Annotated in this window: 15 protein-coding genes; 4 read left to right on the top strand and 11 right to left on the bottom strand. The window is 41.9% G+C overall.

The window, feature by feature from the left end; all coding sequences use genetic code 11:
• Positions 1-113: 113 nt before the first annotated feature.
• Complete coding sequence (locus KUA48_RS14850) at positions 114-689, top strand: N-acetyltransferase (protein ID WP_118255702.1); 576 nt, start codon at positions 114-116, stop codon at positions 687-689.
• 247 nt (positions 690-936) lie between these two features.
• Here the strand turns inward: KUA48_RS14850 and KUA48_RS14845 are convergent, their stop codons facing one another.
• From KUA48_RS14845 to KUA48_RS14835, 3 genes are all read right to left on the bottom strand, one after another.
• Positions 937-2313: a sodium:alanine symporter family protein gene (locus tag KUA48_RS14845; RefSeq protein ID WP_153072664.1), complete on the bottom strand. Its 1377-nt coding sequence runs from the start codon at positions 2311-2313 to the stop codon at positions 937-939.
• 78 nt (positions 2314-2391) lie between these two features.
• On the bottom strand, positions 2392-2964 hold the full coding sequence (locus KUA48_RS14840) for a DUF4230 domain-containing protein (protein WP_118254955.1): 573 nt from the start codon (positions 2962-2964) through the stop codon (positions 2392-2394).
• Between the two features lie 17 nt (positions 2965-2981).
• Entirely contained in the window at positions 2982-3653 is a 672-nt protein-coding gene (locus KUA48_RS14835) for a DUF4230 domain-containing protein (protein ID WP_118067391.1), read from the bottom strand.
• Between the two features lie 370 nt (positions 3654-4023).
• Here KUA48_RS14835 and KUA48_RS14830 point away from each other — a divergent pair, with 370 nt between their 5' ends.
• The gene (locus KUA48_RS14830; RefSeq protein ID WP_153072665.1) at positions 4024-4602 is read left to right on the top strand and encodes a DUF4738 domain-containing protein; all 579 of its coding nucleotides are present in this window, start codon (positions 4024-4026) and stop codon (positions 4600-4602) included.
• 386 nt (positions 4603-4988) lie between these two features.
• Here the strand turns inward: KUA48_RS14830 and KUA48_RS14825 are convergent, their stop codons facing one another.
• From KUA48_RS14825 to KUA48_RS14815, 3 genes are read right to left on the bottom strand one after another with little or no spacing between them, the layout of a single operon-like run.
• Positions 4989-5369, bottom strand: coding sequence for a hypothetical protein (locus tag KUA48_RS14825; RefSeq protein ID WP_118254953.1), 381 nt, complete (start codon positions 5367-5369; stop codon positions 4989-4991).
• Between the two features lie 56 nt (positions 5370-5425).
• A complete protein-coding gene (gene ribH / locus KUA48_RS14820; RefSeq protein WP_006846254.1) occupies positions 5426-5902 on the bottom strand; it encodes a 6,7-dimethyl-8-ribityllumazine synthase in 477 nt (158 codons plus the stop codon).
• 28 nt (positions 5903-5930) lie between these two features.
• Positions 5931-6626 (bottom strand): tol-pal system YbgF family protein, encoded by a 696-nt coding sequence (locus tag KUA48_RS14815; RefSeq protein ID WP_118254952.1) that lies wholly within the window; start codon positions 6624-6626, stop codon positions 5931-5933.
• Between the two features lie 209 nt (positions 6627-6835).
• On the opposite strand from KUA48_RS14815, the gene KUA48_RS14810 reads away from it, so the two are divergent.
• The gene (locus KUA48_RS14810; RefSeq protein WP_118140425.1) at positions 6836-7933 is read left to right on the top strand and encodes a DNA replication/repair protein RecF; all 1098 of its coding nucleotides are present in this window, start codon (positions 6836-6838) and stop codon (positions 7931-7933) included.
• Between the two features lie 45 nt (positions 7934-7978).
• The gene (locus KUA48_RS14805; RefSeq protein ID WP_117586695.1) at positions 7979-8269 is read left to right on the top strand and encodes a DUF721 domain-containing protein; all 291 of its coding nucleotides are present in this window, start codon (positions 7979-7981) and stop codon (positions 8267-8269) included.
• Positions 8270-8287: 18 nt separating this feature from the next.
• On the opposite strand, the gene KUA48_RS14800 is transcribed toward KUA48_RS14805, so the two are convergent.
• From KUA48_RS14800 to KUA48_RS14780, 5 genes are all read right to left on the bottom strand, one after another.
• Positions 8288-8833 (bottom strand): 5-formyltetrahydrofolate cyclo-ligase, encoded by a 546-nt coding sequence (locus tag KUA48_RS14800; protein WP_153072666.1) that lies wholly within the window; start codon positions 8831-8833, stop codon positions 8288-8290.
• Positions 8834-8836: 3 nt separating this feature from the next.
• A complete protein-coding gene (locus KUA48_RS14795) occupies positions 8837-10564 on the bottom strand; it encodes a S41 family peptidase (protein WP_218432944.1) in 1728 nt (575 codons plus the stop codon).
• 45 nt (positions 10565-10609) lie between these two features.
• Positions 10610-11062 carry a dCMP deaminase family protein gene (locus tag KUA48_RS14790; protein WP_006846261.1) on the bottom strand — a complete coding sequence of 151 codons (453 nt, stop codon included), beginning with the start codon at positions 11060-11062 and terminating at the stop codon, positions 10610-10612.
• Positions 11063-11066: 4 nt separating this feature from the next.
• The gene (locus KUA48_RS14785) at positions 11067-13154 is read right to left on the bottom strand and encodes a M3 family metallopeptidase (protein WP_153080153.1); all 2088 of its coding nucleotides are present in this window, start codon (positions 13152-13154) and stop codon (positions 11067-11069) included.
• 95 nt (positions 13155-13249) lie between these two features.
• Positions 13250-13924 (bottom strand): Crp/Fnr family transcriptional regulator, encoded by a 675-nt coding sequence (locus tag KUA48_RS14780; protein ID WP_022120156.1) that lies wholly within the window; start codon positions 13922-13924, stop codon positions 13250-13252.
• Positions 13925-13928: the final 4 nt, after the last annotated feature.

The following is a 13928-nucleotide window of genomic DNA, read 5'->3' as shown; positions in this document are numbered from 1 at the left end:
AGGCATCAAACCCAATCAGCAATCATGAAAAAAGTAATCTTTGTAGAATTTCCTCACGATGCTGGAGCATGAAAGAAATAACAATAATAAAACAATAAAATAAAAATAGTATAATGAAAATTCAAATAGAACAGGCTACGCCAGACAAGGCTTCGCATATCGCATCGCTTATCATGGAGGCGATGAATGCGCAGTGTTGTCAAAATTTTGCTGGTCCTCAGCATACATTGGTTGATTTTCACCGTATGATGACTAAACTTGTAGAGATGGAGGATAGTCAGTATAGTTATAAGAATACATTGGTTGCTATGTCTACTGATGGCATTCTTGTTGGCATCTTGGTTGCATATGATGGTGCTGACGTCAAAAGATTACGTAAGCGCTTTATTGAGGCTGCAATCGTGGCTTTTGGAATGGACTATTCGGCTATGGAGCTTGAAACAGAGGAAGGTGAGTTCTATTTGGATAGTTTGGCAGTTTCTAACCAATACCGTGGAAAAGGTATTGCGTCTAAACTGTTGGATGCTGCTATCTCTCGCGCAAGAGAATTAGGACTTCCTGCTGTAGGTTTGCTTTGTGATAAGGGCAATCCGAAAGCGGAGCGTCTCTATACGAAGGTTGGTTTCCAATATGTCAATGATACCACTTGGGGTGGTCATGCAATGAAACATCTTCAGTATAAATTGTAATCTGATAGGGCAAATTGTGCAAACGTTTGCCCAATAAAAAGTATAGAAATCAACAGAAAATATGCTGTTTATTGCGCAAACTGTAGTATCTTTGCACCATAAGTTCATAACGAATAGGTTTTTTGGTTTTTAGAAAAGATATTTTATTAGTTTTTGTTGATTTAATAATAAAAGCTCGGTCTGCAGTGATGCAATGCCGAGCTTTTGTATTTTTACTCCCATTCAGGGTATTTTCTTTCTGTGTCTTTTATTCTAATTCCTCTATTTCTTTTTCGTCCATGTCTTTATCTAACTGGTCTCTCCACAGATACTTTCTGGTTTCATGCACTATGATACCACTTAGGCAGAGCAAGGAGATAAGGTTTGGTATGGCCATTAAAGCATTCATGCAGTCGGCAATGTTCCAAACCAGTCCCAGACTGATGACACTACCCAGGAAGATAGTAGCAATATAGACTATGCGGAAACAGAGCATCCACTTTTTGCCTTTCAGATATTCTACACACCGTTCTCCATAATAACTCCATCCCAATGTCGTACTGAATGCAAATGTTGCCAGTCCGATGGTCAATATCGGAGCTCCGATATATGGAATCTTACTGAAGGCAGCCTTGGTGAGTGCAGCTCCGTTATGGTAGTCAATGTCTGGGTATGCTATGATACTTGAGGTGATGACGAGACCTGTAAGGGCACAGATGATGACAGTATCCCAAAAGGTACCGGTAGATGAAACCAATGCCTGACGCACAGGGTTACGGGTTTGGGCTGCTGCAGCAACGATGGGTGCCGAACCCAGACCACTTTCGTTAGAGAACAATCCGCGGGCTATACCATAGCGGGCTGCAATCATCATGGTACTTCCAGCGAAGCCGCCACCTGCAGCCTTTGTTGTGAATGCAGAGTCAAAGATTACGTGGATGGCAGGCAATAAATAAGCATGATTTACACAGAGAATGTAGATGCAGCCTAATACATAAAAGAGTGCCATGAAAGGTACCAGCATGCCACAAACCTTGGAGATACTTTTCACGCCTCCAAGAATCACAGCTGCTCCTAAAGCCGTAACGATTGTTCCAGTAATGTATGGAGAAATGCCGTATTGGTTTTCTACCAGGGTAGAGATGGCATTTGCCTGTACCGTGCTACCGATTCCGAATGATGCCAATGCGGCAAAGAGGGCGAACAGGACTGCAAGCCATTTCCAGCCCAATCCTTTTTCCAGGGCATACATAGGACCACCCAACATCGTGCCTCGCTTGGTCTTTACGCGATATTTTACGGCGAGTAATCCTTCGGCATATTTGGTAGAAATACCAAAGACACCGGTTAACCAGCACCAGAATACGGCTCCTGGTCCGCCAAGAGCGATAGCTGTAGCCACACCGATGATGTTACCGGTACCAATTGTAGCTGCCAATGCTGTTGCCAGTGCTCTGAACTGTGAAACATCTCCTGTGGCATTCTTGTCTTTCTTTACAGATAGTTTGATTGCCTTGAAAATCTTGCGTTGTGGAAAGCGCAAGCGGATGGTCAGAAAGATGTGGGTTCCCAACAGCAGGATAATCATAGGCCATCCCCAGAGGAATGAACTAAATGCGGTGAAAAAATCGTTTATTGCATCCATCTCTTAAAAATTTTATGTTTATCTTATATCTATATTTTTTATACCTGATAACGCAGTTACTTGTGTATTATAACCTTGTTATTTCTCAAATTCTATCTTTACGTTTTTGAATCCCATTGCTTTCAGCATCTCTCTAAACTGAGTCTTGGCATTCGTCTGTGCAGTATAGATATTGGTGCGGTTTAAGCAACGTTTCTTCATGGCTTGATAAGCACGCTCATACATAGCCTGTCTGTCGCTGCCTGTCCATTTGCCTTCTTCAAAGAAACTCTTGGTCTTCGCTTCGTCAATGAAGTTATGGTCTAGCAGTTTGATAGGAGGTAAAGTGCATACGATGCTGTCCTGGCTGGCTTGTAGCCATCCTTTTTTTACATCCTTCATATCGATACCCAAGCGCAGCGTTCCGTAATAGATACGTACCAGTTGGTCATCGCCCAAAAAGCCATGGCGTATTGTATCTATCAGTTCTTCATCACTTACAGATAGAAATTCCCATTGACCGATATTCTCGATGCTTTCTACTTGAGTGGGTGAGAGGGTTGTCTTATCTTCCTGTACCACGCTGACCTCATTGTCTTTGGTGAGCCAATAGAAGGCTCCACCCAGAATAAGGATCAGTGCTAATAGTATGATGATTTGTATTCTTTTCATATCATTGTTCTCCTCGCTTAGTGATTCTTTTCGATAGTTGTCTTATCCAGAAGAGTCTTCAGATCGTTGAAAGTGAATTTCTTTCTGAAACTGATTTTGATATTCTCTTCTGCAAATCCCATGTCCTGTAACATCGGAATCAGGGTGTTTGCTGCACTTTGGCGTGCCTGTTCAAGAATATCTAGGTTCGGGATATCGCGAATGATACTTTCCCTGCCTTGTTGTTCGAATTGTGACAGTTCTGCATCACTGTAGTTTCTTCTGGTGAGTGAAACGAATTGTCTAACACCTTCGTGATTGATTTTACTGCTGGTGAGCATCACTTTTGGGTCTGGTAAGATGATTTCTATCTTGTCGCCTTGTCGGTTTACGTTCTTTGCAGAGAATCCTGAAAAGTCTACATAAGCTTTTAATGTCGCATCCATCGGAATGGCCACCTTGCGGTTAGAGCCAGGAACATGAATATTAAAGTCTTTCTTGAACAGTGAACCCTTCAGATTGAGCTGGTCATCATGTGTTATAATCTTATGAACATGAGCTTCTGCTGTATATAAGCGATTGCATTTCTGTATCTGCATCACCATCACAGGTATTGTGTCGATGACTTGCTCCTTCTTTTCTGTTTGCTGATGCGAACATGAAACGAAGGCAAAAAATACAGAAATGATAAATATTAACCTCTTTTTCATACTTAATGTCTTTATTATGCTGCAAAGGTACGGCAAATTGTTCGAAAAACAAAACAAAATCATGTTTTTTGATGTTCTTTTGCTAAGAAATGAAAAAAAAAAGCAGAAAAAGCACTTTTTTTATATCTTGATTAAACCTTTTCATTTTCTTTTCGTCAAAGTTACGATTAGAATTCATAAACTGAACTTTATTATATCGTGTAAGATTCAATAGGAAATTTATTAGTTAGTATTTAGGTATGTTAGGGCGCCTGCTTGTGAAAGTAGGCGCCTTTTTGCGCTTGATTTTGTGTAAGAATGTAGATTTCGGTTCTTTTCTTTGGCTATTTCAAAAGAAAAATGTACTTTTGCAGTAAGAAAAAATAACGGAATGAAACGAATTGATTATATATTAATAGGTCTTTTGGCTATTTCTAGCTTGACGGCTTGTACAGAACAGAAGAAGAGTAATATCATTATTGCTCCTAAACCGGTGGCTAAGGTTGTGAACAAAGCTACTCAGAAAATGAGTGATTATGAGCAGACCAGGGAGGCTGATTGGGTTGGTTCCCATTATAAAGTAGTGGTGAAGCGTAGTTCTGACAAGGAACTTCCAGTTCTCCAGTTGGACGAAAACACCAAGTATTATGATAACAGAATTTCGGTTAAGGTATTGAGAAATGATGGTTCTGAATTCTTTAGCCGTACTTTCACAAAGAAAGATTTCACATCCTATATTGACAAACATACACAGGACATGGGTGCTTTGCTTGGTATTGTGTATGTGAAAGCAGAAGGTGATTATCTTTACTTCGCAGCAAGTGTAGGGTCGCCTGATGTTACCAGCGATGAATATGTACCTCTGGTACTTAAGATTTCCCGAATGGGTAGTATCTCTATATCAAAGGATGAGAAGTTGGATACCAACGCTTCTGCTGAAGATGAAGAAGATGAAGAAGATGGGGTATAAAGCGGTTCTTCCGTTAAATGTATGAGTATTTGCTTTGTTTAGTATACTATTAGTGTAATAGCTAATAGGTTAAATAGTCATATCTCTACGTTTTAATAGTTCCAATATCTGGAATTGTACGATTGCTGGCATATGCCAGCAACCCTGCTGGCGTTTGCCGACAATCAGATTTATCTGATTCTTTGAGCCAATAGATATGTTATCTCTGATGATATCATCTATGAGTTGAAGTGCGATAAACAAGCGTTTCTTAGCTCTTTAAGATACTTATCACTATTTACTACAGATACTTTTATTTATCAATGCATCTGATTGAAGAAACATAAAAAAACTTCTGAAGTTTGTTTCAAACAACTTCAGGAGTTTTTTTATTATGTATTGACAGTTTATTTCAATAACTTTTTATAGTCCTTGTCAAATCCTTGAGGATGACGTCCGATGAAAAGAACATTGAGTAAGCAGTTGGCTGCCAGTTCTACATCATTGAGATCAGCGCCTTTGCCTTTTTTGATTTCCTTTCCCAGGCATACATCCCATGTGGACTGGAAACAGCTATCATTTGCTCCAACAAACATATCATTTGAGTTAGGATCTTCCATCAGTTCAAACTTGATAACCTTTTTGGATGTGATAGGTTGGATATTGCAAAGCATATCGAATGCTTTTTCAAAAATATCGCGATGCAACTGTGCATTTGGAAACATCACATTGACTGTTGGAAAAATCTCTTCAAATTCAAACGACTGCAATAGCTGGTAGAGTTTCATATGCTTATACCTTATTATATATATAACATTCAGTTTATCAACTCTCGTTGTGAAAACTAGAACTTAGCCATCTTGATAGCATCTATAGCACACTCATCACCCTTGTTACCCAACTTGCCGCCGCTACGATCCTTAGCTTGCTGCAGATCGTTGGTAGTCAAGAGACCATAGATAACAGGTATTTCCTGAGTAGCATTCAGACGGGCAATTCCGTAGGTAACACCCTCGCAGATGTAATCGAAGTGAGGAGTTTCACCACGTATCACACTACCTAAAATGATGACTGCATCATAGCCGCCATTCAAAACCATTTGATGGGCTCCGTAGATAAGTTCAAAGCTGCCTGGAACAGTTTTCACATGGATATTCTCTGTGAGTGCTCCATGTTTTTCGAGTGTTTTTACTGCTCCGTCGAGCAAAGCGCCCGTTATCTCAGGATTCCATTCTGCTACAACGATACCAAAGCACATGTTACTGGCGTCTGGTATTTTAGTAAAGTCGTATTCTGATAAATTATGAAGTGCTGTTGCCATATTGATTTCGAATTGTTATCAGTACAGATTAGTTAGAAGCGCGCTCGATGTACTTGTCGATTTCGCCACTCTGTACGAGCATAGCGTTAACATACTTTTTCTTAGCATCCTGATAAAGCTTCAAAGCTTCGTCTTTCTTACCCTGGCTTTCGAGAATCTCGCCTGCCTTGATAATGAATATAGGAGAAAGACTGTTGTTTGTACCTTCGTCAGCCTTGCTGTCAGCCATAGAAGCAGCCTTCTTGAAAGCATCTACAGCCTTGTCGAGCTGGTTGAGATGCGCATAAGCATCACCTAAGGCAGCTTCGGCAGCAGGACTGATCATCTGGTCGTCTTCTGAAGAGAAAGATTCCAGACTCTTCTGAGCTTCTGCCCATTTGCCGAGGTTTGCATAGCAAAGACCAGCATAGAGGTTTGCCAGGTTACCTGCATCTGTGCTGCTGTATTCGTCAGCAATCTTAGTAAAACCTACATAGCCTGCGCCATCACCCTTCAATGCCTGCTCATACATCTGGTTAGCAAAGTAGGTCTGACCCTTAGCAAGCATAGTGCTAGCCTTGTCCTCACGTGGACCTGAGATCTGAGATACATAACCGAATACACCTGCAATGATAACAATGATAGCTACTACTGCAATGATAATAGCCTTCTTGTACTTCAAGAAGAAGGCCTCACGAATGTTTAGGCTCTCTGTTTCCTGAGCCTGTACGTTGTTGTTTGCCATTTTTATTTTGCTTTTTTATTATTCTATACTTTTTAGTTTCTGGTTTAGGAGCAATCTGTTCAATAGAAAGTTAGCTTTCAAATTGTGGAATGCCGCTAAACTTCTGCAAATTTACTCAATTTTATTCAATTATTGAAATTTCTAGCCTATTTTTTTTGTTTTTCCCTCTTTTTCTGCTAACTTTGCACTATAAAAGCAGAAAAGAGACTATGATTTTAAAGAATATTTCCATTATTAACTTTAAAAATATAAAGAGCGCCAATCTGGAGTTGTCGCCCAAAATCAATTGTCTGATAGGACATAATGGCATGGGAAAGACTAATTTCCTTGATGCCATCTACTATCTCTCTTTCTGTAGGAGTGCCTATAATTCTATCGATTCCCAGATTATTACTCATGATGAGCCTTTCTTTATGCTGGAGGGAAATTATGATAATGATAAGGGGGAGATAGAGAATGTTTACTGTGGCATGAAACGGGGTACCAAGAAGCATTTCAAGAGAAACAAGAAGGAGTATAAGCGTCTTTCGCAACATATTGGGCTTATCCCTCTGATTCTGGTTTCTCCATCTGATGTTTCTCTGATAGAAGGAGGAAGTGAAGAGCGCAGAAAACTGATGGATGTGGTCATCTCTCAGTATGATTACTCTTATATAGAGGCTTTATCCAACTATAATAAGGCTTTGCAACAGAGAAATGCTTTGCTGAAAATGGAGGAGGAGCCTGATATTACGCTGCTGGAACTTTGGGAGCAGCAAATGGCGAGTAATGGTGAATTGCTGTACCAGAAACGGCAGGCTTTCGTTGACGAACTGGTTCCGCTGTTTCAGCAGATTTATCAGCAGATTTCGGGTGATAAGGAGCAGGTCCGTCTTCACTATGTTTCTCATTGCCAGAGAGGTCCTTTGTTGGATGTTATCCAGCGCGACCGGTTTAAGGATCGTGCTGTAGGGTATTCTCTGCATGGTGTTCACCGTGATGATCTGGAGTTTTTGCTGGGTGATTATCCGATGAAGAGAGAGGGAAGTCAGGGGCAGAACAAAACTTTCGTGATTGCCCTGAAACTGGCTCAATTTACTTTCCTGCAGCGCACGAGTTCCAATACGCTTCCTTTGCTCCTCTTAGATGATATTTTCGATAAGTTGGATGCTCAGCGGGTTGAGGCTATTGTGAAACTGGTTGCCGGTGACCATTTCGGGCAGATTTTTATTACGGATACGAACCGTGATCATTTGGATAAGATTCTCCAGAACATGCAGGGAGATCATACGATATTCTATGTAGAGAATGGGGAAATAATAAAGTAGAAAATTAAGGGAAACAGATCATGTTTCCCTTAAAATTTTAAGAATATGTTTAGAAGAAAAGTTAAGTCAATAGCGGAACTCTTGCCCGAATTTCTGAGAAAGGAAGGCTTGGAGACTCCTTTACAGCAGAAACGCCTGATAATGAGTTGGGATTCTGTTGTAGGGGAAAATATTGCTGCATATTGTGGTGATAAGTTTATCAAGAACCAGACTCTCTATGTAAAGATAGAGAATGCTGCATTGAGGGCTGACCTCACGATGAGCCGTGCTACCCTTGTTCATCGTTTGAATGAACAGGTTGGTGCACAGGTTATTGCAGATATACGCTTTTATTAATATTCCCCGCTCTATATGCTATATGATTTCGTCCAAGCATATATCTGTAGGGGTAACAGGAAGGAGTCCTTCCTCTTTGATTTTCTGGAAGTCGAAACAGATTCCTATTTTATATGCATGTGGAATCTGGGCAAGAAATCTGTCGTAATAGCCTTTTCCTCTTCCTAACCGGTTGCCTTTCATATCGAAACTCATGCCTGGGATTACGGCAAGTTCTATCTCAGGATATTTCTCTTCCGGATAAATCTTGCCTTTTGGTTCAAGTATATGATAGGCTCCTTCCTTCAGGTCTTGTACTCCGGAATATTCTCTTAGTTCCATATTCGTATCGTCCAGCACAACGGGCAGTATTACTCGTTTTCCCCTGGAAACAAGTTGGTCTATATAATGATGGGTGTCCACTTCATCAGGAAGCGAATAGTACATCAGTATGGTTTGGGCATTCTGAAGATGCGGGTTGGAATCTAAACGTGATAATACAGAAAGCGACAGTTCCTCAAGTTGTCTTGAGGAATACTGTCGCTTTCTGTATTTTATGATTTTTCTTAATTCTTTCTTGTCCATGCCTTAAGCGTTTGCTATCATACAATTATTATGGTGTAAGGAAGAATAGTTGTAGGGCGTATTCGCCATAGCTATCTTTTCTTTCTTCGCAGCGCGTTTTTGGGCTGGCTCTGGTTTCTTTGGAAATGCTGCATGGTTCTCAAATACATCCAGCGTCTTTTTGATGACTGGATCATCAAGATTGATGTATTGGGTCCATGCCTGCTCGTCCAACATATTGTAGATGATACGGCTGTCGATGACACGGTCTAATAGTTTGTGTGATTTCTTGATTAAAAGATTTCTACGTTTTAAACCATGTTTATCGGCATAGCTGACAAACTTTTCAACCATGTCCTGACTGTCAAGATAATCGGCAAGTTCCATCATCTCCTTGAAGTTATTCAACTTCGGGCGGTTATCGTCTGTATAAGTGAAGGCAAACTGCAAGATGAGACCACTCAGACTAGCCTCCTTGAAATAGGATGTCATGCCGAGCGTATCTTCAGGAACAAAGATGTCTGGAGTGATGCCACCTCCGCCATAGACAATACGGCCGTTACCTGTATGATAAGCAGGTCCTGTATGCTTGATGCTATCCTGTGAGAAAAACTCTCCGTGCTGATATCTGTCGAGCAAGTCTTGCTCATAATCCTTGTCATCGCCCAGAGTATATGGCTTCTGGATGCATCTTCCTGAAGGAGTATAGTAGCGCGCAATGGTCAGACGGATGAGGCTGTGGTCTGGGAATTCTATCTGTTGCTGAACCAGTCCCTTACCAAACGACCGTCGTCCGATGATGGTAGCACGGTCATTATCCTGCATGGCACCCGCAAAGATTTCTGCAGATGATGCAGAACCTTCATTGATGAGAACTACCATCGGAATCTTCTGGTAGGCACCCTTACCATCACTCATATAGTTATGTCTAGGTGATTTGCGTCCCTGTGTGTAAACGATGAGCTTCTTGTCTGGCAAGAATTCGTTTGCCATGTTTACTGCAGCCGTCAGGTAACCACCAGAGTTATCCCGAAGGTCAATACAGAGGTTGGTGAATCCCTGTTGTGAGAGTTTAGCCAGAGCAATCAGCATTTCCGGATAGGTGTTCTCGCCAAAGTTCTTGATACGGATATAGCCAGTTTTGTCGTTAAGCATGTAAGCTGCTGTAACACTCTTTGTTGGAATTTCACCTCGGGTTACGGTAAAGGTCTTAACCTTCTTGCTTCCATATCGTATAACTCCGATTTTTACCTTGGTATCCTTTGGACCCTTCAGGCGATGCATTGCCTCCTGATTGGTTACAATCTTGCCAACAAAAGGTTTGCCGTCTACGGCTACAATCTTATCTCCTGCCAAAAGTCCGGCTTTCTCGGCAGGTCCATTCTGTATCACATTCTGTACATGTATCGTATCTTGGCGGATGACAAACTCTATGCCTACACCCGAGAAAGATCCTTTCAGATCGTCGGTGGCCTGAGCTGCGTCTTTAGCACTGATATATACGGAATGTGGATCCAGTTCTGCTAAAATCTGTGGAATTGCCTTATCTACCAGCGAGTCGATGTTCACGGCATCTACATATTGGTCATCAATAAGATGGAGCAGGTTGTTCAGACGGTTGCTTCCACTATTGATAACGTTGAGGCGATTTCCTGAGAAATGGTTGGAAAAGAATGTTCCGATGATAATGCCTATCACAACACAGAATGCCATGATGAATGGCATAAAGCGGTTGGTCTTATTCTTACTCATGTTCATAACAATTCTCTTTTTACTAACGTTTTATCTATCTTATCTCTAATCTTCTACAGAAGATGTCTTTTCATCAGGATTGAGGTATTCTACCTTGATTCCTGCTCGTTGCATTAGTTTGATACCATCGTCCAGACGGTATTTCTCTGCATATACAACACGTTTGATGCCCGACTGTATGATCAGTTTGGCACATTCTATACATGGAGAGGCGGTGACGTAAAGCGTACTTCCCTCACTGTTGTTGCTGCTGCGAGCCAATTTCGTAATAGCATTAGCCTCCGCATGGAGAACGTATGGCTTGGTTACGTTGTTGTCCTCACAGACATTTTCAAATCCGCTCGGTGTACCGTTGTAGCCATCACTGATAATCATTTTATCTTTTACAACCAGTGCACCTACCTGTCGGCGTTTGCAATAGCTGTTTTCAGCCCATATACGTGCCATTCGCAAATAGCGAAGGTCGAGCTTGGTTTGTTTGGAAAGTTCGTTTGCCATCCTCTTATCCTTTATGTTGTACCTTGATTTCGTTGTGTTCCAGCAGTGCATCGATGGTTGGCTCTTGTCCACGGAACCGTTTGTAGAGAACCATAGGATGCTCTGTTCCACCCTTAGAGAGTACGTTGTCACGGAAACTTTGAGCAGTCTTCTGGTCGAAGATTCCATTCTTCTTGAATACACTGAAAGCATCAGCATCCAATACTTCTGCCCATTTGTAGCTATAATATCCTGCGGCATAACCTCCTGCCATGATGTGGGAGAACTGTACGGTCATACAGGTTTCCTGCAACTGTGGCAATATCATCGCCTTTTTCCAGGCTTCCTTTTCATAAGGCATGATGTCGGCAGTAAATTCTTTCTTTTGGGTGTAGTATGCCATGTCAAGCAATCCGAAACTTACCTGGCGCAGGCAACCGTAGGCTGCCATGAAGTTGCGACTCTTCATGATGCGCTCTATGAGTTCATCTGGCAATGGTTCACCTGTCTGATAGTGGAAGGCAAATGTACGGAGAAAATCTTTCTCTATTGCATAATTCTCCATAAATTGTGATGGCAATTCTACGAAGTCCCACCAAACGTTGGTTCCTGAAAGACTCTCGAAGCGGGTATTGGCAAACATGCCGTGAAGACTGTGACCAAACTCATGGAGGAAGGTTTCTACTTCTCCTAATGTCAAGAGAGCAGGCTTTTCTTCTGTTGGCTTGGTAAAGTTCATTACCACACTTACGTGAGGACGTATGTTGTTCCCCTTATGGTCTATCCACTGTCCCTGGAATTCTGTCATCCAGGCACCTCCTTGCTTGCCCTTGCGAGGGAAGAAGTCGGCATAGAATACAGCCAGATAGCTTCCGTCTTTATCAAATACCTCGTATGCCTTGACGTCTGGGTGGTATACCGGTATCTCTTTGTTCTCCTTAAAGGTGATGCCATACAGTTTGTTGGCGAGGCCAAACACACCGTCTATCACTTTGTCCAGCTGGAAATAAGGGCGAAGCATTTCTGCATCGAGATTATATTTCTCCATCTGGAGTTTATGAGAATAGAAGCCGAAATCCCATGGTTTCATTTCGAAATCTTTACCCTCCAGCTTCTTGGCAAGGGCTTCCACTTCTTCCACTTCCTTTTCTGCCGTTGGCTTATAAGCCTCTATCAGGTCATTGAGAAGTTTATATACATGTTCTGTATTGCTTGCCATACGATGGCGAAGAACATAGTCGGCATAGGTTTCGAAACCGAGCAACTGGGCGAGCTCTCTGCGCAGGTTTACCAGTCGTTTGCAGATTTCCAGGTTGTTCTGCTCGTTATCATGGGTACATACCGTATTGCGTGCCATATACATCTGTTTGCGGAGCTTACGCTGGGTAGAGTAGGTCATAAATGGAGAATAACTTGGATAATCGAGTGTAAAGATCCAGCCTTCTTTTTCCTGCTCTTTGGCGGTATGCGCAGCAGCTGCTTTTGCTGTTTCAGGAAGTCCGTCGAGCTGTGCTTCGTCTGTGATATGGAGTGTAAAAGTTTTGTTTTCTTTTAAGAGATTCTGTGAGAACTGCAGAGTGAGCATACTGGCTTCTTCTGTAAGTTTGCGAAGTTTCTCTTTACCTTCTTCATCTAAAAGTGCACCGCTGCGTACGAATCCGTCATAGCTGGTGTCCAGAAGCATCTTCTCTTCAGGAGTCAGTTCTCTGTTTGGATGATCGTGAACGAACTTGATGCGCTCGAAGAGTTTCTTGTTCAGCGTGATGTCATTTGCGTGCTTGGTGAGAATCGGACTCATCTTCTGCGCAATCTCTTCCATCTCATCGCAGGTTTCAGCACTCATCATGCAAGAGAAAACGTTAGATACACGGCTCAAGAGGTCGTAATAGTGTTCGCCCTTATCGGTATCAACTCTTGCAATGGTATTCTCAAAGGTTGGCTCTGCCGGATCGTTTACAATCTTGTCTGTAGCCTCGTCATCACGGCGGATTCCCTCCATGAATGCTGGCTCATAATCTTCGAGACGGATTCGTTCGAATGGTACTGTATCGTGCGGTGTATTGTAAGGCACGAAGAATGGGTTGGTTCTATTTTGTGTTGTATTGTCTTGCATATTGTTACTTTTTAGCTGCAAAGTTAGCAAAAAAATGCTTTATTGCCTTGATTATAAACGTTTTTAACTTATATTTATCGGTCGTTATATTTTCTTTAGCGTTTGATGAGATTTTCCAGTGCAGGGATATAGATTCTGCCTCGTTCTAGCTGGATAAGTCCTTCTGACTGTAATTCGTTGAGGGCTTTGGATACATAGATGCGCTTTACATTCATCTCTTCTGCTAAACGGGTCATCTTGATATGAAAGATTTTCTTGCCTGCCGGGCGGACGCTGTGGCTCTCGAAGAAACGGATCAGGCGCTCACTCAGTGTCTTGGCAGGAACTCTGAACAGTCTGCGGTTGTTCTTCTGGGATTGGGTGCAGACCAAGTTCAGAAGATTGATGCGGAATATTTCATATTCATCGGATAACTTCATGATCTCTTGCTTGCTGACTGACATGATGCTGCAGTTGTTCTTTGTCACATAAGTGTGAGTGAAGCGCTGGGTAAGACCGAAAAGTCGTTCCAACTGGAATGATTCCGGTGCCGAAATGTCTTCTTCTACCTGATAGCCGTAGTCATCTGCCTGGGTTATCACCTTAATATCTCCACTGATTAAATAATATAGACGTGTACAACTGGTGCCTTCTTCAACTATAGTTTCACCCGCTTCCAGTTTTTGAAAGTCAAAACGGGTTTTACCAGCTACATTTTGGAAGTCATAGCGAGTCATTCCCAAGAATAATGGGAGTGATAATAAACTGTCGTATAGTCTATTGGTTGACATGTAA

The organism is Segatella copri (assembly GCF_019249795.2).
Taxonomy (GTDB): domain Bacteria; phylum Bacteroidota; class Bacteroidia; order Bacteroidales; family Bacteroidaceae; genus Prevotella; species Prevotella copri_B.
Note: the sequence above shows the minus strand (reverse complement) of the source record. Positions and strands in the feature narration are given on the sequence as shown.

Coding starts and splice junctions, on each gene's coding strand:
- KUA48_RS14840 (WP_118254955.1), bottom strand. CDS start 2,964: ATGAAAAGAATACAAATCATCATACTATTAGCACTGATCCTTATTCTG.
- KUA48_RS14795 (WP_218432944.1), bottom strand. CDS start 10,564: ATGAGTAAGAATAAGACCAACCGCTTTATGCCATTCATCATGGCATTC.
- KUA48_RS14815 (WP_118254952.1), bottom strand. CDS start 6,626: ATGGCAAACAACAACGTACAGGCTCAGGAAACAGAGAGCCTAAACATT.
- KUA48_RS14805 (WP_117586695.1), top strand. CDS start 7,979: ATGTTTAGAAGAAAAGTTAAGTCAATAGCGGAACTCTTGCCCGAATTT.
- KUA48_RS14845 (WP_153072664.1), bottom strand. CDS start 2,313: ATGGATGCAATAAACGATTTTTTCACCGCATTTAGTTCATTCCTCTGG.
- ribH (WP_006846254.1), bottom strand. CDS start 5,902: ATGGCAACAGCACTTCATAATTTATCAGAATACGACTTTACTAAAATA.
- KUA48_RS14800 (WP_153072666.1), bottom strand. CDS start 8,833: ATGGACAAGAAAGAATTAAGAAAAATCATAAAATACAGAAAGCGACAG.
- KUA48_RS14825 (WP_118254953.1), bottom strand. CDS start 5,369: ATGAAACTCTACCAGCTATTGCAGTCGTTTGAATTTGAAGAGATTTTT.
- KUA48_RS14850 (WP_118255702.1), top strand. CDS start 114: ATGAAAATTCAAATAGAACAGGCTACGCCAGACAAGGCTTCGCATATC.
- KUA48_RS14790 (WP_006846261.1), bottom strand. CDS start 11,062: ATGGCAAACGAACTTTCCAAACAAACCAAGCTCGACCTTCGCTATTTG.
- KUA48_RS14785 (WP_153080153.1), bottom strand. CDS start 13,154: ATGCAAGACAATACAACACAAAATAGAACCAACCCATTCTTCGTGCCT.
- KUA48_RS14780 (WP_022120156.1), bottom strand. CDS start 13,924: ATGTCAACCAATAGACTATACGACAGTTTATTATCACTCCCATTATTC.
- KUA48_RS14835 (WP_118067391.1), bottom strand. CDS start 3,653: ATGAAAAAGAGGTTAATATTTATCATTTCTGTATTTTTTGCCTTCGTT.
- KUA48_RS14810 (WP_118140425.1), top strand. CDS start 6,836: ATGATTTTAAAGAATATTTCCATTATTAACTTTAAAAATATAAAGAGC.
- KUA48_RS14830 (WP_153072665.1), top strand. CDS start 4,024: ATGAAACGAATTGATTATATATTAATAGGTCTTTTGGCTATTTCTAGC.